Origin of the sequence: Pseudomonas sp. LAMO17WK12:I10, assembly GCF_900215185.1 — a bacterium.
GTDB classification, from domain to species: domain Bacteria; phylum Pseudomonadota; class Gammaproteobacteria; order Pseudomonadales; family Pseudomonadaceae; genus Aquipseudomonas; species Aquipseudomonas chlororaphis.
Genome location: NZ_OBDX01000049.1, coordinates 1 through 20595, shown reverse-complemented (window position 1 = coordinate 20595; position 20595 = coordinate 1). Strand labels below are relative to the sequence as shown.

The window sequence follows — 20595 nt, the reverse complement described above, 5'->3', positions numbered from 1 at the left end:
CAACCGAGGCGCGCATTCTACAGCAGCCTCTGCATCTGTCAAGCGGTTATTTTAAGAAGTTTTCAAAGTTTCCTTTGCAACTTCAACCACTTGCGCCTCCGATCTCTCGTCAGCGGGAGGCGAATTCTACAGCGTTACACGCTGCTGTCAACACCTCTTTTTCTCCGCTTTCGACCGAGAAGATCGAATCGTTAATTCGGCGAAAACTGACTGCCGAACCAACTCCTTCGGGCTTCGATGAACTGAAGCGTGACCGCTGTCGAAAACCGTGTAACTAGCTGAATCTCAAGGAGTTTTCCGTTTCGACTGCGCCGGAAGTGGGGCGAATTATAGACTTCCAGAATCTGCCGTCAACCCCTAATTTGTCTTTTCTATCAATAACCTGCAAAAACGGATGAATCCTTCTCTATATAAGAAGAACAGAAACATCATGAGCAATATATTGCTCAAGCGTTTTTAGTTAAGCATCATGTCGGCGCACCAAACCCTCCCCTTGACCCGGATGATGCCTTGCCATGAATGACCAGCCCCGCAGACTAGCCTCGACCCTGTTCCCGGTGGGACTGCTGCTTATTGCCATGGCGTCCATCCAGTCCGGCGCCTCACTGGCCAAAAGCATGTTCCCGATAGTGGGCGCACAAGGCACCACCACATTGCGCCTGATTTTCGCCAGCATCATCATGCTGCTGCTATTGCGCCCATGGCGCGCGAAGCTCACCGCCAAGTCTCTGCGCACCGTCATCGTCTATGGCATGGCGCTGGGTGGAATGAACTTTCTCTTCTATATGTCGCTACGCAGCGTTCCCCTGGGAATCGCCGTGGCCCTGGAATTCACCGGCCCACTTGCCGTGGCCATTTATGCTTCGCGAAAAGCCATCGACTTTCTCTGGATCGCCCTGGCGATTATCGGTCTGCTGCTGTTGATTCCAACCAGCGATACCAGCGCTGGTATCGACTTGATCGGCGCGGGTTATGCCTTGGGAGCCGGGGTGTGCTGGGCGCTCTATATTCTGTTCGGGCAAAAGGCCGGGGCCGACAATGGCATCCAGACTGCAGCGCTGGGCGTGATGATTGCTGCCTTGTTCGTGGCGCCTATCGGCATCGTGCATGCAGGGTCCGCCTTGCTGACGCCTTCCCTGATCCCCATAGCCATCGGCGTGGCCATTCTCTCCACCGCCCTCCCCTACAGCCTGGAGATGGTCGCCCTGACCCGAATGCCGGCGAGAACCTTCGGCACGCTGATGAGTATCGAGCCTGCTTTTGGTGCCTTGTCCGGGCTGCTGTTCCTCCACGAATTCCTGTCGCTCGCGCAGTGGCTGGCTATTGCCTGCATCATCCTGGCGTCAGTGGGTGCGACCCTGACCATGCGCAGCGAATCGAAACCTTTGGTCGCGGCGGATTGATTCCTGGTTGTACATAGCTCTGGTATTTGCCGCTCAATTAGGCCATGTTTAGGCGCTGTAACTCAGCGCCAGTCATGGATTTTTCAGGCAAGGACCGCACAGACGCCAAAGTGACCGCCAACGCAGTCGAACCCGGACAACAGATCCGGGATCAGCAATAGGGACAGGAATGAAACGTTTTTTGATTCTGTTAGCCGTACTGGCCATCGCAGGTTGCGCCGCAACTTCGAAAACCGAGGTCAAGCGCGGAAAGAAGGGCCTGCATATCAACTGCTCCGGCCTGTCCTCCTCCTGGGACAAATGCTACGCCAGCGCTGCTACCTCCTGCGGCCCCAAAGGCTACAAGGTGATCGCCAAGTCCGGAGATACAGTTGAGGATCCGGGCGACTATCCCTTCGGCCTGAATCCCGCCGGCTATACCAGTCGCAGCATGATCGTCATCTGCAAGTAGGCAGCACCTGCCTACTGCACATCCTGCGTTGGCAATTGACGAACAATTTCGTCATGGCTCGACTTCAGGACCTGGCGCTGAATGTCCGGACTGACCAGCATTCGCGCCACCACCAACGCCCCCACGCATTGCGACAGAATCGACCAGGCCAGGCTGTCGCTGCCCAGGGTGCGCGCCCAACTCTGCTGCAAACGGCAAATCCAGTCTTGCGCCTGCTGTCGAACCACCTCGTCCGCCCGTGAGATTTCCGCGCCCAAGGTTGGCAAGGCGCAGCCCGTTTCAGGGCTCTCGACATGCGCCATGCTCAAGTAGTGCTTGAGACAGCGCTCAAGCCGCATCCGGCTTTGCTCACCATCGCCCCCCAGACGCTCAAGGCTCTGGCTCAGTTCCCGTTCAACGATCGAACCGAACAGCTCATCCTTGGATGAAAAGTGGCTGTAGAACGCCCCACCACTCAGCCCGATCGCTTTCATCAGGCCATCGACCCCCACAGTCGAAAATCCTTCTTTTTTCGCTGACACCGCGCTGCTCTGCAGCAGCCGTTCCCGGGTTTCCTGCTTGTGACTGGCTGAATAACGCATGACGCCCCTCTCCTCTCTTCGCCTTGACGCTCGGCGGATCGTAGCATAACGTTCGTTTAGTTAACGACCGTTTACCAATAGAGCGATCCCACCATGACTACAGCCACAGAGAACAAGAAAGTCGTTTTGGTCGTCGGAGCCGGCGATGCCACAGGCGGTGCAATTGCCAAGCGTTTTGCCCGGGAAGGTTTTGTCGCCTGTGTCACCCGACGCAGCGCGGACAAGTTGCAGCCCCTGGTGGAGGCCATCCAGCAATCGGGAGGCGAAGCCCATGGGTTCGCCTGCGACGCTCGAAAAGAGGAAGAAGTGATTGCCTTGATCGAACAGATCGAGCGCGAGATCGGTCCGATCGAAGCCCTGGTGTTCAATATCGGCGCCAACGTGCCCTGCAGCATCCTTGAAGAAACAGCGCGCAAGTACTTCAAGATCTGGGAGATGGCCTGCTTCTCAGGTTTCCTCAATGCGCGGGAAGTGGCCAAGCGCATGGTCACTCGCAAACGCGGGACCATCCTGTTCACCGGCGCCACCGCGGGCTTGCGCGGCGCTGCGGGGTTTGCCGCCTTTGCCGGAGCCAAGCATGGCATTCGCGCGCTGGCGCAAAGCATGGCCCGGGAACTGGGACCGCTGAACATCCACGTTGCTCATGTGGTGGTCGATGGCGCCATCGACACGGACTTCATCCGCAACAGCTTCCCGGAAAAATACGCGCTCAAGGATGAAGACGGCATCCTCAACCCCGAGCACATCGCCGACAACTACTGGCATCTGCACAGCCAGCCACGGGATGCCTGGACCTTCGAACTGGATCTGCGGCCCTGGAACGAACGCTGGTAACCTCTCCCCCATAACAACAAAAAGGAGCATTACCGATGAGCAAAACCGTCGAGTTCTTTTTCGACCTGGGCAGCCCGACCTCGTACCTGGCCTACACCCAATTGCCGAAGATCTGTGCCCAGACAGGCAGCCAACTGATTTACCAACCCATGTTGCTCGGTGGTGTGTTCAAGGTCACTGGCAACGCCTCGCCAATCAGCATCCCCGCCAAAGGACGCTACATGCTTCAGGATCTGGCGCGTTATGCCAAACATTATGAGGTACCACTGGCATTCAACCCGCACTTCCCGATCAACACCCTGCTGCTGATGCGCGCGGTGACCGGTATACAACTGCGACATCCACAGCGTTTTATCGCCTTTATCGACTGCCTGTTCCGCGCACTCTGGGTCGAGAAGCGCAACCTGAACGATCCGGCCACCGTTGCGGCAGTACTCAGTGAGGGAGGATTCGATCCGCAAGAGGTGCTGGCCCTGACCAACGATGAAGAGGTCAAGAACGCCCTCAAGGACAAGACCGAACAAGCCTTGCAACGCGGCGTTTTTGGCGCGCCGAGCATGTTCGTCGATAACCAGTTGTTCTTCGGCCAGGATCGCCTGGGCTTTGTCCTCGAAGCCCTGAGCTAAGCCAAAGCTTCGGTAAGACAAACAACGCAATTCGCGCTGCCGGCCCAAAGCCGGCAGCGCGATTCACGTTCAGAGGGTCGCGGTACGGGTATTCAGCCATTCCAACGCCGCGCCCTGCAACAGCGGACTCAGGCGCCGACGCACTTCAGCGTGGTAGGCGTTGAGCCATTCACGCTCGTCCTGGGTCAGCAGCGAAGGTTCCAGGCAGCGGCTGTCGATCGGACATAGAGTCAGGGTTTCGAACTTGAGGAACTCGCCGAATTCGGTAGTGCCTGCCTCACGGTTCATCGCCAGGTTTTCGATGCGCACGCCCCAACGGCCCGGACGATAAGTACCCGGCTCGATCGAGGTGATCATCCCTGGCTGCATCGCGGTTTGCGGTGCTGGCGCCGCCTGATAGGCGATCACTTGCGGGCCTTCGTGGACATTGAGGAAATACCCCACGCCATGACCGGTGCCGTGCCCGTAATCCACGCCTTCGGCCCAGATCGGCGCGCGGGCGATGGCGTCCAGCAACGGCGACAGGATGCCCCGCGGGAATTGCGCCCGGGACAAGGCGATCACACCCTTGAGCACCCGCGTGCAATCGCGCTTCTGCTCGGCGCTCGGGGTACCGACCGGGACCATGCGGGTGATGTCCGTGGTGCCGCCCAGGTATTGGCCGCCGGAATCGATCAGCAGCAGGCCATCGCCTTCGATCACCGCGTGCTCTTCTTCGGTGGCGCGGTAATGCGGCATCGCGCCATTGGCGTTGAATGCGGCGATGGTGTTGAAGCTCAGGGATACGTAACCGGGGCGACGGGTGCGCGCCGCGGTCAGGTGCTCGTCGATGGTCAACTCGGTAATGCGTTCACGGCCCCAGGCCGACTCCAGCCAGGCAAAGAATTCGCAGAGCGCTGCACCGTCCTGCTCCATGGCCTGGCGGATATGCTCGGCATCAGCCAGGCTTTTGCGGGACTTGGCCAAGGTCGTCGGATTCAGGCCTTCCAGCAGCTTCACACCGTTCCCAAGGTTATCCAGCAAACCGGCGGTAACCCGCGCCGGATCCACCAGCAGGCTGGCGCCGTCGGAAATCGCACTCAGGGCCGCGGCCACTTCGCTGTAGTCACGCAGGGTGATGCCGTCCTGTTCCAGCACGGCACGCAAGGCGTCATCGACTTTGCTCAGCGCCACGAACAGCGTCGCCTGCTGTTGGCTGATCAGGGCGAAAGAGACGAACACCGGGTTGAACGAGACATCACCGCCGCGCAGGTTGAACAGCCAGGCGATGTCGTCGAGGGTGGCGATGAAATGCCAGTCCGCGCCTCGCTCTTTCAGGGTTTCGCGCAGCTTGCCGAGCTTCTCGACCCGGCCGACCGTGGCCTGGGGCGGCAAATGCTGGTAGATCGGCTGGTCCGGCAGGCTCGGGCGGTCGCTCCAGACTTCGTTCAGCAGATCAATATCGGTGCGCAGGCGAGCACCGCGCTCCTGCAGCTTGTTGCCCAGGGTACGCGCCGAAGCCAGCGCCATCACCGCGCCGTCCACCGCGACCACGCCCCCTTCCGGGGTTTGTTCGGCCAGCCAGTCCAGCGGGCCGGGCTGGCCCGGCAACAGTTTGACCAACTCGATGCCGCTGCCCTTGAGTTCCTTGGTCGCCTGCTCCCAATAACGGCTATCGGCCCAGACCCCGGCGAAATCCGCCGTCACGATCAGGGTGCCGACCGAACCGTGAAAACCCGACAGCCACTGCCGGCCTTGCCAGTAACCGGGCAGGTACTCCGACAGGTGCGGGTCGGCCGACGGCACCAGCAGGGCATGAATGCCCTCGCGGTTCATCAGCTCGCGGGTGCGCGCCAGGCGCTGGGGGACCACTCCATTGGTCAAGGGCTGCGTACTCATTGTGTCTCCTGCTACCAGGTCAATCATTGTTATTGGATACCGAGGGCATCGACCCTCAGGGTTGGGCAACCGCCCAGAACGCCGGTGCACTGGCGGATGAAGCCTTGATCAGCTGGACAGCCTGATCGATGTCCTGCTCGGTGGTGAAGCGACCCAGGCTCAGGCGGATGGTCCGCCCCGCCGCCCGGGCGTCGAGCCCCAGCGCCAGCAACACATGGGACGGCGCATTGCTCGCCGAGTTACAGGCCGAGGTCGCGGAAAACGCGATGGAGGCACTCAGGGCCGCCGGGTTGAACTCCCCTTCACCGAAGGTGAGGCTCAAGGTATGGGGAATGCGCTGGGCCGGGCTGCCGTTCAGGCGTAGCCCCGGTACGTCGGCCAATTGTTCGAGCAGACGCTCGCGCAGACGGGCGATGGTCGCCGCTTCTTCGTCGAAGTGTTCGGCGGCCAGGGCAAAGGCGGCGCCCATGGCGGCAATCTGATGGGTCGCGAGCGTCCCGGAGCGCAAGCCGCCTTCATGGCCGCCGCCGTGGATCTGCGCCTGCAAGCGCTGCTGCGCGCGCGGGCCGACGTAGAGCGCGCCGATGCCCTTGGGGCCGTAAATCTTGTGGGCGGAAAAGGACATCAGGTCCACCGGCCACTGCGCCAGGTCGATCGCCACCTTGCCCGCGCCCTGGGCCGCGTCGACATGCAGCAACGCCCCGCGCTCGCGGACCACGCGGCCAATGCCCGGGATGTCGTTGAGCGTGCCCAGTTCGTTATTGACCAGCATTAGCGACACCAGGAAGGTGTCGTCGCGCAGGGCCTCGCTGACCGCCTCGGGCGTGATCAGCCCGTCGCTGTCCGGCACCAGGTAAGTCACCGCCACGCCGGCAGCCTGCAACTGGCTGGCGGTGTCGAGAATGGCCTTGTGTTCGATCTGGCTGGTGATGATGTGCCCGCCGGAGATGCCCCGGGCCTGGGCCACGCCCTTGAGCGCCAGGTTGTTGGATTCGGTGGCGCCGGAGGTCCAGACGATCTGCTCGGGCGCCGCGCCCACCAACTGGGCGACCTGCTGGCGCGCCAGCTCGACGCTGCGCCGGGCCTGTTGGCCGAAGGCGTGGGAACTGGACGCCGGATTGCCGAAGTTACCGTTGAACCCCAGACATTCCACCATCACCTGAATGACTCGCTCATCCACCGGCGTGGTGGCGGCGTAGTCGAAATAGAGAGGACGTTTATTCATCGCAAAAATACCCGCAGAGCCTGTTCCAGGATCAAGGTTCGCTCGGTGCCGAACGCTGATACGCGCCCTTTCGGCAACGCAAAAACGGCAGACCGTCAGCAATACCCGATCGGATGCAGTTAAAGAAGGACAACTTCATTTAAAAGTGCGTAGGAACGCTCCCGAGGGGCAGCTTAACAGGCTCCGGGAGCCGGGTTAAGCAAGGTTCGGCCAGGGGGCTGAAGAACAAGGCGCAAGGCGGGAAAATCATCACAGGGTTTTGCCGACGCTCACCGGCAGTCCGTCAGCCTGCGCGGGCAAGGCCGTGGCAGATCAGCAAATCAGCTGGCCCGGCCATGCAGGGTCACGCTGTGCTCGGCGTTCATCTCGCCCTGCTGGTCGAAACCGAAGGTCCGTTGCGGGGCAAGCAGCTCGGCCTTCTTCTGTTGGTATTCGTCAAAGGACAGCCCGCGCCGGTTCAGTGCTTCCAGCGCCAGTTCGCGGGTTTCCTCGGCGGTATAGGGACGCGACTCCGGGCCAGGCTGGCTGGCACAACCGGCCAGTACCGCAGTGGCGACAAGCAAGGAAAAGACAAGCGAACGGTTCATGGCAAAAGCTCCTGGATCTGGGCTGCGAGGCAATGGACACAGGCTACCGTCGCCCTTCCCGGGACAAAAATCATCACGCTCGATAGTGGCTATCGATTCCCCCTATCGCAGCCCATCGCAGGCGCACATATTTCTAAAAGACCTATAAATATGGAAATAAAGTATTTTTTAGGAATATCAGTAAGCCTTATAACAGGCCCATCGCGCCGCCTGCTGTTGCCTGAGCAACTGTTCGCCAGGCAACAGCCAATCAACAAAACAGTGTCTTCCCAACAACAGCCTGCTCCTGCAACAGCGCCACAGGCCCCGCCACTCAAGGCTTTGCGTCGCTGGTACAGCTCTTGCTCAAGCCCTGGGACTACTCACTGCTCGTTGAGCCCTGTTCAACAAAGGAACTGATCATGTCGCGTCCATTAAAAGTCGTTGCCCTGTCCGGTGGAACCTGGCGCCCCTCGCGCACCCTGGTGCTGACCCAGGCGCTGCTCGCCGAACTGGCGGGGCAATTGCCGATCGAGAGCACGCTCATCGAACTGGGCGACATCGCCCGCCCCCTGGGCGCGGCCCTGTCCCGCCAGGAGCTGGCGGCGGAAGTCGAAGCGCAGTTGCAGGCCATCGAAAGCGCCGACCTGCTGATCGTCGCAGCGCCGGTGTACCGCGGTTCCTACCCGGGCCTGCTCAAGCACTTGTTTGACCTGATCGACCTCAACGCGCTGATCGACACCCCGGTGCTACTGGCCGCCACCGGTGGCAGCGAGCGCCATGCCCTGGTGCTCGATCACCAACTGCGGCCGCTGTTCAGTTTCTTCCAGGCCCTGACCCTGCCCATCGGGGTCTATGCCACCGAGGCCGACTTCGCCAACTACCAGATCACCAGCGAGCCCTTGAAGGCCCGCATTCGCCTTGCGGCAGAACGCGCCGCGCCACTGTTCGGCGTGCATCCGAAAAATCTGCTGAAAATCGCTTAAGGACCTGTCATGGATGTTTTCTGGTTTCTTCCGACTCACGGCGACGGCCATTACCTGGGCACCACCCAGGGCGCGCGTCCGGTCACCCTCAACTACCTCAAGCAAGTGGCCCAGGCCGCGGACAGCCTGGGCTATCACGGCGTACTGATCCCCACCGGGCGTTCGTGCGAAGACTCCTGGGTGATCGCCTCGGCGCTGGTGCCCCTGACCGAACGCCTGCGCTACCTGGTGGCGATCCGCCCGGGGATCATCTCGCCGACCGTCTCGGCGCGCATGGCCGCCACCCTCGACCGGCTGTCCAACGGGCGCCTGCTGATCAACGTGGTGACCGGCGGCGACCCCGACGAGAACCGTGGCGACGGCAGCTTCCTAAGCCACAGCGAGCGCTATGAAGTCACCGACGAATTCCTGAGGATCTGGCGCCGGGTGCTGCAAGGCGAAGCCGTGGACTTCGAAGGCAAGCACCTCCACGTGCAGAACGCCAAGGCCCTGTACCCGCCGGTGCAGAAACCTTACCCGCCGCTGTATTTCGGCGGGTCCTCGGACGCCGCCCATGACCTCGCCGCCGAACAGGTGGACGTGTACCTGACCTGGGGCGAACCACCGGCCGCGGTCGCCGCGAAACTCGCCGACGTGCGCGAACGGGCCGCCCGCCATGGCCGCACGGTGAAATTCGGCATCCGCCTGCATGTGATCGTGCGCGAAACCGCGGAAGAGGCCTGGAAGGCCGCGGACAAGCTGATCGAACACATCAGCGACGACACCATCGCCGCCGCGCAGCAATCCTTCTCGCGCTTCGACTCCGAGGGCCAGCGGCGCATGGCCGCCTTGCACGACGGGCGGCGCGACAACCTGGAAATTGCCCCCAACCTCTGGGCTGGCGTCGGCCTGGTGCGTGGCGGCGCCGGCACCGCGCTGGTGGGCAACCCCGAGCAGGTGGCGGCGCGGATCAAGGAATACGCGGACCTGGGGATCGAGAGCTTCATTTTCTCCGGCTACCCGCACCTGGAAGAAGCCTACCGCTTTGCCGAGCTGGTGTTCCCGCTGCTGCCGGAACCCTACGCCAGCCTGGCCGGACGTGGCGTGACCAACCTCACCGGGCCGTTCGGCGAAATGATCGCCAATGACGTGCTGCCGAGCAAAAAAGCGGCAGGAGGCTAACCAGCATGGCGACCCCATGCCATGGGTCGCCTGCCGGAACGCTATCGCGGGCAAGAACTGGGCGTCCCCCCTGCTCCTACAGAAACCACCTGCGCCCTGTAGGAACAAGCTTGCTCGCGATCGAGCGCCCCGCGCTCGCCTCACAGCCCCACCGATTTCACGGCCGCGCAACCGGCCCCAAACGAGGAACACCGCGTGACTGCCAAGCCGCAAAGCGCCTTGTTGTCCCCCTTGCAGACCGCCCGCCAGCTGGCGGCCGAGTTTGCCCTAACCGCCGTCGAACGCGACGAACGCGGCGGTACCCCAAAAGCCCAGCGCGACGCCCTGCGCCAGAGCGGCCTGCTGGCCCTGAGCATTCCCACCCAGTACGGCGGCCTCGGCGCCAGCTGGAGCGAGACCCTGAACATCGTCCGCGAGTTCGCCAAGGTCGACAGCTCCATCGCCCACGTCTTCGGCTTCCATCACCTGATGCTGGCCACCGTGCGCCTGTTCGCCCGCCCGGAACAATGGCAACCCTGGTTCGAACAGACCGCGCGCAAGAACTGGTTCTGGGGCAACGCCCTCAACCCGCTGGACACCCGTACCGTGGTGAAGAACCTCGGCGGCTGGCGCGAGTTCTCCGGCAAGAAAAGCTTCTGCTCCGGCGCCAGCGATTCGGAAATGCTCATCGCCTCGGCGGTCGACGAAAGCAACGGCGGCAAGCTGCTGATCGCCGCCATTCCCAGCGGCCGCAGCGGCATCACCCTGCACAACGACTGGAACAACATGGGCCAGCGCCAGACCGATAGCGGCAGCGCCAGCTTCGAGCGGGTGCGGGTCGAGGAATCGGAACTGCTGCTGGACCCGGGCCCCTTGAGCACACCCTTCGCCTGCCTGCGCCCACTGATCGCCCAGCTGACCTTCACCCACATGTTTCTCGGCATCGCCGAAGGGGCTTTTGAAGAAGCTCGCCAATACACCCTCACCGAAACCCGACCCTGGCATAAGTCCAGCGCGCAGGAGGCCTATCAGGACCCTTATGTGCTGGGTCATTACGGTGATTTCTGGGTGGCCCTGGAAGGCATGCGCCTGTTGGTGGAGCGCGCCGCGGAGCTGCTGGACAAGGCCTGGGCCAAGGGCCCGAACCTGAGCGCCGAAGAACGCGGCCACCTGGCCACGGCCATCGCCACCGCCAAGGTCGCCACCACGCGCCAGGGCCTGGAGCTGTGCAGCCGCCTGTTCGAGGTCACCGGCGCCCGCTCCACCCACGCCTCCCTGCGCCTGGACCGGCATTGGCGCAACCTGCGCACGCAAACCCTGCACGACCCGGTGGATTACAAACTCCATGAGTTGGGTGACTGGGCCCTGAACCAGTCCCTGCCGACCCCGACTTTCTATTCCTAGCCTTCTGCTCCCGGAGCTTGTCCATGCAGCTTTTGACCCTACCGCCCTCGCCGGCCCTGGCCACCTCGATCCGGGCCACCGCCCAGGTGTTCGAAGACCCGAAATCCCAGGCCTTGCTGGCGCATCTGCAGCAGGTCGCGCCGAGCGAGGCCAGCGTGTTGATCATCGGCGAAACCGGTACCGGCAAGGAGCTGGTGGCGCGCCATATCCACAACCTCAGCGCCCGGCGCAACCGGCCCTTCGTGGCGGTGAACTGCGGCGCATTCTCCGAGTCGCTGGTGGAGGCCGAACTGTTCGGCCATGAAAAAGGCGCCTTCACCGGCGCCCTGAGCGCCAAGGCCGGCTGGTTCGAAGAGGCCAATGGCGGGACCCTGTTCCTCGACGAGATCGGCGACCTGCCGATGGCGATCCAGGTGAAGTTGCTGCGAGTGCTGCAGGAGCGCGAAGTGGTGCGCCTGGGTTCGCGCAAAAGCATTCCTATCGATGTGCGGGTGCTGGCGGCGACCAACGTGCAACTGGAGAAAGCCATCAACGCCGGACATTTTCGCGAGGACCTGTACTACCGCCTCGACGTGGTCAGCCTGGAACTGAGCCCGCTGCGTGAGCGCCCCGGCGACATCCTGCCGCTGACCCGGCACTTTATCGAAGCCTACAGCCAGCGCCTGGGCTACGGCGCCGTGACCATCAGCAGCGAGGCCGAGCACAAGCTGCGCAGCTACAGCTGGCCGGGCAATATCCGCGAACTGGAAAACGTCATCCACCACACCCTGCTGATCTGCCGCGACGGCGTGATCGAGCGCGACGACCTGCGCCTGTCGAACATGCGTATCGAGCGCCAGGACGACGGCCACCACAGCCACGACGACTCAGCCGAAGCGCTGTTGGAGCGGGCCTTTCACAAACTCTTCGAAGAGCAGGCCGGCGCCCTGCATGAAAAGGTCGAGGACGCGCTGCTGCGCGCGGCCTACCGCTTCAGCCATTACAACCAGGTGCACACCGCCAACCTGCTGGGCCTGAGCCGCAACGTCACCCGCACCCGGCTGATCAAGATCGGCGAACTGGCGGTGAACAAGCGCCGTCCACCGGAAAAACCCGGCCAGCACGAGCGCACCCTGCAACTGTCGATCTAGCTGGCCAGGCGGCAATGCAGCGCGTTGTCCGGGCTGCGCTCGATGCTGCGCACCACCTGGAACGAGCCGAAGGTCACGGTCTTGGCCTGATAGGCACGCAGCAGTTGCCAGAAGTCCTGTTCGCCCTTCTCGAAACTCTGGAAGGCCGCCTCGCCGGCTTCCCGGGTTTGCCATTGCAGGTAGTTGAGCACCCGCCGGCCGTCCTCGCTGGCCTGCACGCTGCCACTCAGGAAACCCGGGTAGCCCTGGGCCAGGCGCTCGGTCTGCTCGGACAGCGCCGACACCAGGCCGGGTTGTTGATGGGGTTCGATTTCGAATTCGATCAATTGCGTAAAGCTGCGGTTTTGCGCAAACGCATGCATGGCAAGTCCCCACTGACGGATAAACGGAATCTTGTGATTCGAAGGCCCGCAGGGTAAAACCTCCAGTTAAGTAAAGGTCAAGCGACTTTTGCTCATTCCCCCACCCGCAGGAGCGCTGCATGCTCAGCCCCGAAACCGTGCACAAGGAACTCACCGTCGGCCAAGTGGCTGCCCGCAGTGGCGTAGCGGTCACCGCCCTGCATTTCTATGAAACCAAGGGGCTGATCAAGAGCAACCGCAACGCCGGCAACCAGCGCCGTTATCCGCGGGAAGTGCTGCGCCGGGTGGCGCTGATCAAGGTGGCGCAGCGCCTGGGCATTCCCCTGGCCGAGATCGGCCAGGCCCTGCGCAGCCTGCCGGACCACCGCGCGCCGACGGCCGCCGACTGGAGGCGGCTGTCCGAGCAGTGGAGCCAGGAGCTGGATGAGCGGATCAAGCAACTGACCCTGCTGCGCGACCGCCTCAATGGCTGCATTGGCTGCGGCTGCCTGTCGATGCAAGACTGCCCGCTGCGCAACCAGGGCGACCAGCTGGGCGAGCATGGCCCGGGCGCGCAATTGCTGGAAACCGACTGAGCAGGCGGCACAGCGGTTTCCCCAGCCCCATCGCAGCCTGCGGCAGCGGCTGCACCTCTTCTCCTGATCGCTGGCTCACTGTTGCCAGGCGAACACCTCGTCAGTTCAAGCCAGACTGTGGACTGCCCGGGCCTATAGTGAACCAACCGGAAAACCGGCCAGGTTCACTTCGACAAACCCATGACAAGAAAGGAGAACCGAGATGAGCGTCAAACCCATCCCCGAGGGTTACCCCAGCATCACGCCCTACCTGGGGATTACGCAGGCCGCCGAGGCTATCGAGTTCTACAAGAATGCCTTCGGCGCTACCCAGGTCATGCGCCTGGACATGCCCGACGGCAGCGTCGGCCATGCCGAGCTGCGCATCGGCGACTGCCCGATCATGCTGGGAACGCCCTGCGATCAAGGGCCACTGAGCAATCCCGACCAATCACCCTCCGTCGGCCTGCACCTGTACGTCAACGATGTCGACAAACAGTTCGCCCAGGCCATCGCCGCTGGTGGCCAGGTGGTGTCCGAGGTCAAGGACCAGTTCTACGGCGACCGCAGCGGCACCCTCAAAGACCCGTTCGGCCACCTGTGGTTTCTCGCCACCCGCAAGGAAGACCTGAGCGAAGAGCAGATCAAGCAGCGGGCCGTGGAGATGTTTAAACAACAGGGATAAGCCCTGTACCTGAAAACCGTTAATCGCAGGCAAGCCTCGCGCGCTTCTTCTGTCGCGAGGCTTGCCCGCGATAGTCTCCCCCCGGACCTTGCCCCTGCCATTGGTCGCGCGGAAACATTTACTTTCATATCGTCTTTCGGGATTTACGATTCTCATTCGTCTTAATTAGATGCAGCAGGTCGCGTTGGCGAAGGTTACGCCGCGGGTTTCTCTCCGGGCTTACCAGCCGCCCGCGGCTCCACTCCTCGAATCAAGACGCGTGCTCAATGTCGAAGAAGTCCCGCTCGAAAATCTGGTTTCTCGTTCACAGCTGGCTGGCCCTGCCCATCTGGTTCTTTGTGCTGATCGTTTGCGTCACCGGCACCCTGGCCGTGGTCAGCCAGGAAATCGTCTGGCTGGCCAACCCCGACATCCGCGCCAGCAAACCCACAGGCGACGCCCAACCGCTGAGCTACGACCAGATCGTCAAAGCCATCAAGCAGGCCGAACCGCAGACCCTGGTCGAAAGCATCAGCCCCCCCGACGAAGCGCATTTCGCCCTGACCGTGGGCGTCAGCTACCCCGATGGCCGTTCCGTCGAGGTCTATGTCAACCCGTACACCGGCGTCATCCAGGGCGTCAGCCCGCAATTCAACTTCCAGGCCTTCACCCGCGCCCTGCACGGCTGGTGGCTGGTGCCTTTCACCAACGGCTACAGCTGGGGCTGGTACCTGGTATCGCTGCTCGGCCTGCCGATGCTGGCCTCGCTGGTCACCGGCCTGGTGGTCTACAAGAAGTTCTGGAAGGGCTTCCTCAAGCCGACCCTGCGCCTGCGCCATGGCGCGCGGATTTTCTGGGGCGACTTCCATCGCCTGAGCGGCATCTGGTCGATCTGGTTCATCGCGGTGATCTCCATCACCGGCACCTGGTTCCTGATCGAGGCGATTCTTGGCGACAACCAGATCACCCTTTCCAGCGAACCCATAGTTCCGGTGATCGCCCGCGAAAGCGTGCCGACCTCCGCCGACGGCAGCCCGGCGCCAATGATCGGCGTCGATGAAGCCATCCGCATCGCCACCCAGCAGATACCGGGCTTCGAGGTCAGCTTCGTCATGCTGCCGAGCAATGCCTACAGCCACCTGTTCATTGGTGGCCGCGGCTGGTACCCGCTGATGTACCAGACCGCCAACCTCAACCCTTACAGCGGCTCGGTCGATACCACGCACCTGCTGTCCCATCGCTCGGCCCTGGAGTTCGTCACCGAGTCCATGCGTCCGCTGCACACCGGTGATTTCGGCGGCATCTGGATCAAGCTGATCTGGTGCTTCTTCGGCCTGCTGCTGAGCATGATGGTGCTCAGCGGCCTGCTGATCTGGACCAAGCGCACCGCCCTGGCCACCGCCGCGGCCCTCAAGCGCAGCACCAAGACAGCGCGCCCCGCCCTCGCCCAGCGCCCGGTTGCGGCCCTGCACAGCGACACGCCGGAGGGCAACCTGTGAGCAAGACAGACAACCCAATGCCGGTTTCGCCCCTGCGCCAGTTCTGGCTCAAATGGCGCTTCCACCTGAACATCCTGCTGTTGCTGATCCCCCTCGGCTTCATGCCCAAGTACTTCGCCGACGCGGCGCTGGCCCGTGGCGACAGCGGCCTGGGCGAACGCGAGGTGGGCGAGGTGCAGGTCGGGCCCTGGAGCCTGCGCCTGGCCGAACTGCGTAACCAAGCGCCGCAACTCCAGGGGCCGGCCGGCTACATGAAGGGCTTCAATGCCGCCCTGTGCGAAACCTGCATCGACCAGGTCAAGGCCACCTACCTGCGCATCGGCAAACCCCGCAGCCTGCGCGCCGCCGGGGTGATCTTCTTCGGCACCCCGTACCGCATGGGGGCCAGCCTGCCCGTTCCGGAAAAGACCAAGGCCGACGCCGAGCTGTGGATCACCATGGAAGGCTGGGACGGCAGCCTGCACCAGGCGGCCATCCCCCTGGGCCAGGCATCCCCGGCCACCCTCGCCTGGCTGAACCAACAAGGAGGCAAACCATGATTGCTGTACCCACCGCCCGCCTGCGCCTGCTCGGTGCCGGCGCACTCCTGCTGGCCAGCGCCGTATTCAGTGGCGGCGCCCTGGCCCACAACCCGATGTGCGAATGCAAGCAGATCGACGGCGAGCAGATCCGCTGCACCGGCGGCTTCTCCGACGGCAGCGGCGCCCCGGGGGTGACCCTGGACGTGATCGGCTACGACGAAACCATCCTAGTGCCCGGCAAGCTGGGCGCCGACTCCACCCTGACCTTCAAGAAACCCGACGCCGAGTTCTACGTGCTGTTCGACGCCGGCCCCGGCCACGTGGTCGAGATCGACCAAGCCGACATCGAGGCCCCATGAGCACCTCCACCCCCCAAGTCGTGCGCCCGGCCGGTGCCGGCCATGAAACCCTCTACGTCCTGCTGTTGTGCCTGTTGATCCTCTGCGTGGCCGGCACCGTGGTGCTCTGGCGTGGCGAAAGCAGCGAAGTGGCGAGCGTCGACAGCCATCAACTGGACGCCCGCCGCGACCTCACCGCCGGTGAACAGGGCCTGTACGCCGACCTGCGGGTGACCCTCGACGAAATCCGCCTGCTGCGCGAAGAAGCCCAGGCCCTGCCGACGCCCGAACAACTGGCCGAGGAAGGTTTCGCGCCCTTTGCCCAGGACGCCAGCTCGGTGAGCCGTGGCGGGCATGTCTGGCAACTGCGGCAACAGGCCTATGTCGGCCTCAGCCAGAACAATGCAGTGGCCGGCTCCTTCCTGATGCGCATCGCCGCCGACCCGGCCGCCGCCCCGGACATCTGGCTCAACCGCGGCCCGCCCCTCGCCGCCCCCGACGACCTCAGCGACGCCGCCCTGGCCAGTGCCGGCTGGCAGCAGGTGGTCGCGCAATTCGATGCCGGAGTGACCCGCCAGCATCGCCACTGAACCCACGCATTCACCCGAGAGAAGACCGCTAGCCCATGCCTATTTCATCGCAACGCCGCCCGCTCCTGCGGGTGCTGCTGGTCAGCCTGTTCGCCCTGTTGCTCAGCCCTCTCGCCACGGCCGACCAGGCCAAGCGCCTGCGTATCGGCATCACCCTGCACCCCTACTACAGCTACGTGGCCAACATCGTCGGCGACAAGGCCGAGGTCGTGCCGCTGATTCCCGCCGGCTTCAACCCCCACGCCTATGAACCGCGCGCCGAAGACATCAAGCGCATCGGCACCCTGGACGTGATCGTGCTCAATGGCGTCGGCCACGACGACTTCGCCGACCGCATGATCGAGGCCAGCGAACGCCCGGACATCCCGGTGATCGAGGCCAACCAGAACGTGCCGCTGCTGGCCGCCACCGGCATCGCCGCGCGCGGCGCCGGCAAAGTGGTCAACCCGCACACCTTCCTGTCCATCAGCGCCTCCATCGCCCAGGTCAACAACATCGCCCGCGAGCTGGGCAAGATGGACCCGGCCAACGCCAAGACCTACACCCAGAACGCCCGTGCCTACGGCAAACGCCTGCGGCAGATGCGCGCCGACGCCCTGGCCAAGCTGACCAAGGCGCCCAACGCCGACCTGCGGGTGGCCACGGTGCATGCGGCCTACGACTACCTGCTGCGCGAGTTCGGCCTGGAAGTCACCGCCGTGGTCGAGCCGGCCCATGGCATCGAGCCCAGCCCGAGCCAGTTGAAAAAAACCATCGACCAACTGCGTGAACTGGACGTCAAGGTGATCTTCTCCGAGATGGACTTCCCGTCCACCTACGTCGACACCATCCAGCGCGAGTCCGGGGTCAAGCTCTACCCGCTGTCGCATATTTCCTACGGCGACTACAGCGCCGAAAAATACGAGAAGGAAATGGCCGGCAACCTCGACACCGTGGTCCGGGCGATCCAGGAGGCCGGCGCATGACCGCCCTGCACAGCCTGGCCCGCGGCCCGTCCATCGAATTCGACCAGGTCGGCCTGACCCTGGGCCGCACCACCATCCTCGACAACGTCAGCTTCAAGGTGCAGCCCGGCACCATACATGCGCTGGTCGGCCCCAACGGCGGCGGCAAGAGCTCGCTGATCAAGACCCTGCTCGGGCAGATGCCCCACCAGGGCCAGTTGCGCCTGCAATGGCCGGGCGAACCGGGGGTGATCGGCTATGTGCCGCAAGCCCTGGAATTCGACCGCGGCCTGCCGATGACCGTCGATGACTTCATGGCCGCCATGTGCCAGCGCCGCCCGGCTTTCCTCGGCCTCAGCCGGCATTACGCCGCGGCCATAGGCGAAGCCCTGGAGCGGGTCGGCATGCAGGACAAACGCAAGCGGCGCATGGGCGCCCTGTCCGGCGGCGAACGCCAGCGGGTGCTGCTGGCCCAGGGGCTGATCCCGGCACCGCAACTGCTGGTGCTGGACGAACCGATGTCGGCCCTCGACGAAGCCGGCATCCAGGTCTTCGAGCGCCTGCTCGGCGACTGGCGCCAGGCCGGGATCACCCTGCTGTGGATCGAGCACGACCTGGAAGCGGTCGGCCGCCTGGCGGACCGGGTCACCGGCCTGCATCGCCGGGTACTGTTCGACGCCCACCCGCAACAGGCGCTGACCCCGGAACGCCTGCTGACGCTGTTTTCCACCCACCCGCGCAGCGCGGATATCGTCAGCGGGAGTGTTGCCTGATGAGTTACGAAGCCTTTCGTCTGATGATCCAGGGCTGGGCCTCCTCCGGTTACCTGCCAGAAGCCCTGGCCTATGGGTTTGTGGTCAACGCCCTGCTCGCCGGCTTGCTGATCGGCCCGGTGCTGGGCGGCCTGGGCACTTTGGTAGTGGTCAAGCGCTTCGCGTTCTTCTCCGAAGCGGTGGGCCACGCGGCGCTGACCGGCGTGGCCATCGGCATCCTGCTCGGCGAGCCCTACACCGGCCCGTACGGCAGCCTGTTCGGCTACTGCCTGCTGTTCGGCATCCTGCTCAACTACCTGCGCAACCGCACCGGCCTGGCGCCGGACACCCTGATCGGGGTATTCCTGTCGGTGTCCCTGGCCCTGGGCGCCAGCCTGCTGCTGATCCTCGCCGGCAAGATCAACGTGCACATCCTGGAAAACGTGCTGTTCGGTTCGGTGCTCACGGTCAACGGCAACGACCTGCTGGTGCTGCTGATCGTCGGCGCCCTGGTGATGGGCCTGAGCCTGCCGCTGTACAACCGCATCATGCTCGCCAGCTTCAACCCGCAACTGGCGGCGGTGCGCGGTGTCGCGGTGAAAACCCTGGACTACCTGTTCGTGATCCTGGTGACCCTGATCACCGTGGCCGCGGTGAAAGTCATAGGCGCGATCCTGGTCGGCGCACTGCTGGTGATCCCGGCGGCGGCCGCGCGCCTGTTGAGCCAGTCGCTCAAGGGCTTTTTCTGGATCTCGGTACTGATCGCCACGGTCAGTACCCTGTGCGGCATCCTGCTGCCGATCCTCTTCGACCTGCCCGTCCCCTCCGGCGCCGCGATCATCCTGGTGGCCGGTGTCGCCTTCGCCCTGGCCGCCGTTGCCCGCGGCATTGTCCCCAGCCTCAAAGGGAATATCGGATAAATGCACAGTTCATTACGTCACCTGACACGCCCCCTGACTTTGGCCCTGGCCCTCGCTGGGCTGGGCAGCGCGCCGGCCCTGGCCCAGCCGGACCGTTTCGAACCGATGCGCGTCACCGCCAACCAGAGCCTGGGCACCACAGCGCTGCACAGCGCCAGCTCACCCAAGCCGCTCACCGTGCTGGCCTCGCTACCGATCACCTTCGGCCTCGGCCAGTGGCTGCTGCAAGGCACCGATGTGCGGCTCGAGCGCGCCGCCCCCGACAACCTGCCGGGCTCGCGCCAGACCGCCTACTTCACCGGTCGCGGCGCCCCGGCGCTGCACAAGCTGGCCCTCGACGCCGACGCGGTGATCGGCCTGCGCTCGATCTGGCCGGACGACCCGCTGTACCCCAACGCGCGGCGCAGCAATATCCGCATTGTCGAAGTCGATGCCGCGCGCCCGGTGGACGGTGCCCTGCCCGGGGTCGCCCTGCAGCCCGGTAAGAGCGATGGCCTGAACAGCCAGCCGTGGCTGTCGAGCAATAACCTGGGACGCATGGCCGATGTGCTGGCCGCCGATCTGGTGCGCCTGGCGCCGGCCGCCAAGCCGAAGATCGACGCCAACCTGGCCAGCCTCAAGCAACGCCTGCTCAAGCTCAGCGCCGATAGCGAGGGGCAACTGGCCAACGCCGACAACCTCAGCGTGCTCAGCCTCAGCGACCACTTCGGTTACCTGGTCAGCGGGCTCAACCTGGAACTGCTGGAGGTCGACGCCCGCGCCGACAACGAGTGGACGCCCGAAGCCCTGCAGCAACTGCAAACCCGGCTGAAGGACAACGATGTGGCCATCGTCCTGCACCACCGCCAGCCGTCCGCTGCCGTCAAGGCCGCCATCGACGCCGCCGGCAGCCAGTTGCTGGTGCTGCAAACCGACAGCGCCGACCCGCTGGCGGAGCTGGAGAACAACATCAAGCAGGTGACCACGGCGCTGAACGCCAAGTCTTGAACGCGCAGCCCCTAATGAAATGGTCACCCCCTCCCCCCCTGTGAAGGCCACTAAGCTTTCACAGGGCACTCCCGGAGGCCATTATCATGAGCAACCCAGCCATTATCGGTATCGATCTTGGGAAGAACTGTTTCCATCTCCACGGCCAGGACCACCATGGGCAGGAGCTGTTCCGTAAGAAATTCAATCGATCCGGCCTCTATAAATTCCTGATCGCGCTCGCACCTTGCACCTTGCACC

23 protein-coding genes and 2 pseudogenes are annotated in these 20595 nt (G+C 63.7%); 20 read left to right on the top strand and 5 right to left on the bottom strand.

Features of this window, described 5'->3' with window-relative positions; genetic code table 11:
• The 3 genes and pseudogenes from CRO75_RS33165 to CRO75_RS31050 form a co-directional block, all read left to right on the top strand.
• A pseudogene (locus CRO75_RS33165) lies at positions 1–278 on the top strand (hypothetical protein); the annotation flags it as partial.
• Positions 279–515: 237 nt separating this feature from the next.
• Entirely contained in the window at positions 516–1403 is an 888-nt protein-coding gene (gene rhtA / locus CRO75_RS31055) for a threonine/homoserine exporter RhtA (RefSeq protein WP_097140407.1), read from the top strand.
• A gap of 169 nt (positions 1404–1572) precedes the next feature.
• On the top strand, positions 1573–1854 hold the full coding sequence (locus tag CRO75_RS31050; RefSeq protein WP_009050041.1) for a hypothetical protein: 282 nt from the start codon (positions 1573–1575) through the stop codon (positions 1852–1854).
• An 11-nt stretch (positions 1855–1865) separates the two neighbouring features.
• Here CRO75_RS31050 and CRO75_RS31045 read toward each other — a convergent pair whose 3' ends face one another.
• On the bottom strand, positions 1866–2435 hold the full coding sequence (locus CRO75_RS31045; protein ID WP_085531612.1) for a TetR/AcrR family transcriptional regulator: 570 nt from the start codon (positions 2433–2435) through the stop codon (positions 1866–1868).
• A gap of 93 nt (positions 2436–2528) precedes the next feature.
• Between CRO75_RS31045 and CRO75_RS31040 the strand changes: the two genes are divergently transcribed.
• Complete coding sequence (locus tag CRO75_RS31040) at positions 2529–3269, top strand: SDR family oxidoreductase (protein ID WP_009044879.1); 741 nt, start codon at positions 2529–2531, stop codon at positions 3267–3269.
• Between the two features lie 35 nt (positions 3270–3304).
• The gene (locus CRO75_RS31035; protein ID WP_097140405.1) at positions 3305–3895 is read left to right on the top strand and encodes a 2-hydroxychromene-2-carboxylate isomerase; all 591 of its coding nucleotides are present in this window, start codon (positions 3305–3307) and stop codon (positions 3893–3895) included.
• A gap of 69 nt (positions 3896–3964) precedes the next feature.
• Here the strand turns inward: CRO75_RS31035 and CRO75_RS31030 are convergent, their stop codons facing one another.
• The 3 genes from CRO75_RS31030 to CRO75_RS31020 form a co-directional block, all read right to left on the bottom strand.
• A complete protein-coding gene (locus CRO75_RS31030; protein WP_097140404.1) occupies positions 3965–5773 on the bottom strand; it encodes an aminopeptidase P family protein in 1809 nt (602 codons plus the stop codon).
• 55 nt (positions 5774–5828) lie between these two features.
• Positions 5829–6998, bottom strand: coding sequence for an aminotransferase class V-fold PLP-dependent enzyme (locus tag CRO75_RS31025; protein ID WP_092417321.1), 1170 nt, complete (start codon positions 6996–6998; stop codon positions 5829–5831).
• 320 nt (positions 6999–7318) lie between these two features.
• Complete coding sequence (locus CRO75_RS31020; protein WP_062825132.1) at positions 7319–7585, bottom strand: hypothetical protein; 267 nt, start codon at positions 7583–7585, stop codon at positions 7319–7321.
• A gap of 401 nt (positions 7586–7986) precedes the next feature.
• Here CRO75_RS31020 and msuE point away from each other — a divergent pair, with 401 nt between their 5' ends.
• The 4 genes from msuE to CRO75_RS31000 all read left to right on the top strand — a co-directional run bounded on the left by msuE (position 7987) and on the right by CRO75_RS31000 (position 12224).
• Entirely contained in the window at positions 7987–8550 is a 564-nt protein-coding gene (msuE, locus tag CRO75_RS31015; RefSeq protein ID WP_007930411.1) for an FMN reductase, read from the top strand.
• A 9-nt stretch (positions 8551–8559) separates the two neighbouring features.
• On the top strand, positions 8560–9711 hold the full coding sequence (gene ssuD, locus CRO75_RS31010; RefSeq protein WP_097140401.1) for an FMNH2-dependent alkanesulfonate monooxygenase: 1152 nt from the start codon (positions 8560–8562) through the stop codon (positions 9709–9711).
• A gap of 195 nt (positions 9712–9906) precedes the next feature.
• Entirely contained in the window at positions 9907–11094 is a 1188-nt protein-coding gene (locus CRO75_RS31005; protein WP_007930413.1) for an acyl-CoA dehydrogenase family protein, read from the top strand.
• Between the two features lie 23 nt (positions 11095–11117).
• Positions 11118–12224: a sigma-54 dependent transcriptional regulator gene (locus CRO75_RS31000; protein ID WP_009044886.1), complete on the top strand. Its 1107-nt coding sequence runs from the start codon at positions 11118–11120 to the stop codon at positions 12222–12224.
• On the opposite strand, the gene CRO75_RS30995 is transcribed toward CRO75_RS31000, so the two are convergent.
• Positions 12221–12586, bottom strand: a complete 366-nt coding sequence (locus CRO75_RS30995; protein WP_062825128.1) for an antibiotic biosynthesis monooxygenase — start codon at positions 12584–12586, stop codon at positions 12221–12223. The two genes, CRO75_RS31000 and CRO75_RS30995, sit on opposite strands and share 4 nt — an antisense overlap.
• 119 nt (positions 12587–12705) lie before the next feature.
• On the opposite strand from CRO75_RS30995, the gene soxR reads away from it, so the two are divergent.
• The 11 genes and pseudogenes from soxR to CRO75_RS33470 all read left to right on the top strand — a co-directional run.
• Complete coding sequence (gene soxR / locus CRO75_RS30990; protein WP_062825127.1) at positions 12706–13161, top strand: redox-sensitive transcriptional activator SoxR; 456 nt, start codon at positions 12706–12708, stop codon at positions 13159–13161.
• A gap of 202 nt (positions 13162–13363) precedes the next feature.
• On the top strand, positions 13364–13825 hold the full coding sequence (locus tag CRO75_RS30985) for a VOC family protein (RefSeq protein ID WP_009050054.1): 462 nt from the start codon (positions 13364–13366) through the stop codon (positions 13823–13825).
• A gap of 266 nt (positions 13826–14091) precedes the next feature.
• Entirely contained in the window at positions 14092–15303 is a 1212-nt protein-coding gene (locus CRO75_RS30980) for a PepSY domain-containing protein (RefSeq protein WP_097140399.1), read from the top strand.
• A gap of 17 nt (positions 15304–15320) precedes the next feature.
• A complete protein-coding gene (locus CRO75_RS30975) occupies positions 15321–15842 on the top strand; it encodes a thiamine pyrophosphate-binding protein (protein ID WP_097140398.1) in 522 nt (173 codons plus the stop codon).
• Positions 15839–16183, top strand: a complete 345-nt coding sequence (locus CRO75_RS30970; RefSeq protein WP_009050057.1) for a hypothetical protein — start codon at positions 15839–15841, stop codon at positions 16181–16183. The genes CRO75_RS30975 and CRO75_RS30970 overlap by 4 nt, the downstream gene beginning before the upstream one ends.
• Positions 16180–16752 (top strand): DUF6162 family protein, encoded by a 573-nt coding sequence (locus CRO75_RS30965; RefSeq protein ID WP_097140396.1) that lies wholly within the window; start codon positions 16180–16182, stop codon positions 16750–16752. The genes CRO75_RS30970 and CRO75_RS30965 overlap by 4 nt, the downstream gene beginning before the upstream one ends.
• A 35-nt stretch (positions 16753–16787) precedes the next feature.
• Positions 16788–17717 (top strand): metal ABC transporter substrate-binding protein, encoded by a 930-nt coding sequence (locus CRO75_RS30960; RefSeq protein ID WP_007930423.1) that lies wholly within the window; start codon positions 16788–16790, stop codon positions 17715–17717.
• The gene (locus CRO75_RS30955) at positions 17714–18469 is read left to right on the top strand and encodes a metal ABC transporter ATP-binding protein (protein ID WP_097140394.1); all 756 of its coding nucleotides are present in this window, start codon (positions 17714–17716) and stop codon (positions 18467–18469) included. The genes CRO75_RS30960 and CRO75_RS30955 overlap by 4 nt, the downstream gene beginning before the upstream one ends.
• A complete protein-coding gene (locus CRO75_RS30950; RefSeq protein WP_085531635.1) occupies positions 18469–19368 on the top strand; it encodes a metal ABC transporter permease in 900 nt (299 codons plus the stop codon). The genes CRO75_RS30955 and CRO75_RS30950 overlap by 1 nt, the downstream gene beginning before the upstream one ends.
• Positions 19369–20355 (top strand): zinc ABC transporter substrate-binding protein, encoded by a 987-nt coding sequence (locus CRO75_RS30945; protein ID WP_097140393.1) that lies wholly within the window; start codon positions 19369–19371, stop codon positions 20353–20355.
• A gap of 86 nt (positions 20356–20441) precedes the next feature.
• Positions 20442–20595, top strand: a pseudogene (locus CRO75_RS33470) (IS110 family transposase); the annotation flags it as partial.

What these genes read in the sequence shown, in the direction of transcription:
- rhtA (WP_097140407.1), top strand. Translation starts at nt 516, where the DNA reads ATGAATGACCAGCCCCGCAGACTAGCCTCGACCCTGTTCCCGGTGGGA.
- CRO75_RS31050 (WP_009050041.1), top strand. Translation starts at nt 1,573, where the DNA reads ATGAAACGTTTTTTGATTCTGTTAGCCGTACTGGCCATCGCAGGTTGC.
- CRO75_RS31045 (WP_085531612.1), bottom strand. Translation starts at nt 2,435, where the DNA reads ATGCGTTATTCAGCCAGTCACAAGCAGGAAACCCGGGAACGGCTGCTG.
- CRO75_RS31040 (WP_009044879.1), top strand. Translation starts at nt 2,529, where the DNA reads ATGACTACAGCCACAGAGAACAAGAAAGTCGTTTTGGTCGTCGGAGCC.
- CRO75_RS31035 (WP_097140405.1), top strand. Translation starts at nt 3,305, where the DNA reads ATGAGCAAAACCGTCGAGTTCTTTTTCGACCTGGGCAGCCCGACCTCG.
- CRO75_RS31030 (WP_097140404.1), bottom strand. Translation starts at nt 5,773, where the DNA reads ATGAGTACGCAGCCCTTGACCAATGGAGTGGTCCCCCAGCGCCTGGCG.
- CRO75_RS31025 (WP_092417321.1), bottom strand. Translation starts at nt 6,998, where the DNA reads ATGAATAAACGTCCTCTCTATTTCGACTACGCCGCCACCACGCCGGTG.
- CRO75_RS31020 (WP_062825132.1), bottom strand. Translation starts at nt 7,585, where the DNA reads ATGAACCGTTCGCTTGTCTTTTCCTTGCTTGTCGCCACTGCGGTACTG.
- msuE (WP_007930411.1), top strand. Translation starts at nt 7,987, where the DNA reads ATGTCGCGTCCATTAAAAGTCGTTGCCCTGTCCGGTGGAACCTGGCGC.
- ssuD (WP_097140401.1), top strand. Translation starts at nt 8,560, where the DNA reads ATGGATGTTTTCTGGTTTCTTCCGACTCACGGCGACGGCCATTACCTG.
- CRO75_RS31000 (WP_009044886.1), top strand. Translation starts at nt 11,118, where the DNA reads ATGCAGCTTTTGACCCTACCGCCCTCGCCGGCCCTGGCCACCTCGATC.
- CRO75_RS30995 (WP_062825128.1), bottom strand. Translation starts at nt 12,586, where the DNA reads ATGCATGCGTTTGCGCAAAACCGCAGCTTTACGCAATTGATCGAATTC.
- soxR (WP_062825127.1), top strand. Translation starts at nt 12,706, where the DNA reads ATGCTCAGCCCCGAAACCGTGCACAAGGAACTCACCGTCGGCCAAGTG.
- CRO75_RS30985 (WP_009050054.1), top strand. Translation starts at nt 13,364, where the DNA reads ATGAGCGTCAAACCCATCCCCGAGGGTTACCCCAGCATCACGCCCTAC.
- CRO75_RS30980 (WP_097140399.1), top strand. Translation starts at nt 14,092, where the DNA reads ATGTCGAAGAAGTCCCGCTCGAAAATCTGGTTTCTCGTTCACAGCTGG.
- CRO75_RS30975 (WP_097140398.1), top strand. Translation starts at nt 15,321, where the DNA reads ATGCCGGTTTCGCCCCTGCGCCAGTTCTGGCTCAAATGGCGCTTCCAC.
- CRO75_RS30970 (WP_009050057.1), top strand. Translation starts at nt 15,839, where the DNA reads ATGATTGCTGTACCCACCGCCCGCCTGCGCCTGCTCGGTGCCGGCGCA.
- CRO75_RS30965 (WP_097140396.1), top strand. Translation starts at nt 16,180, where the DNA reads ATGAGCACCTCCACCCCCCAAGTCGTGCGCCCGGCCGGTGCCGGCCAT.
- CRO75_RS30960 (WP_007930423.1), top strand. Translation starts at nt 16,788, where the DNA reads ATGCCTATTTCATCGCAACGCCGCCCGCTCCTGCGGGTGCTGCTGGTC.
- CRO75_RS30955 (WP_097140394.1), top strand. Translation starts at nt 17,714, where the DNA reads ATGACCGCCCTGCACAGCCTGGCCCGCGGCCCGTCCATCGAATTCGAC.
- CRO75_RS30950 (WP_085531635.1), top strand. Translation starts at nt 18,469, where the DNA reads ATGAGTTACGAAGCCTTTCGTCTGATGATCCAGGGCTGGGCCTCCTCC.
- CRO75_RS30945 (WP_097140393.1), top strand. Translation starts at nt 19,369, where the DNA reads ATGCACAGTTCATTACGTCACCTGACACGCCCCCTGACTTTGGCCCTG.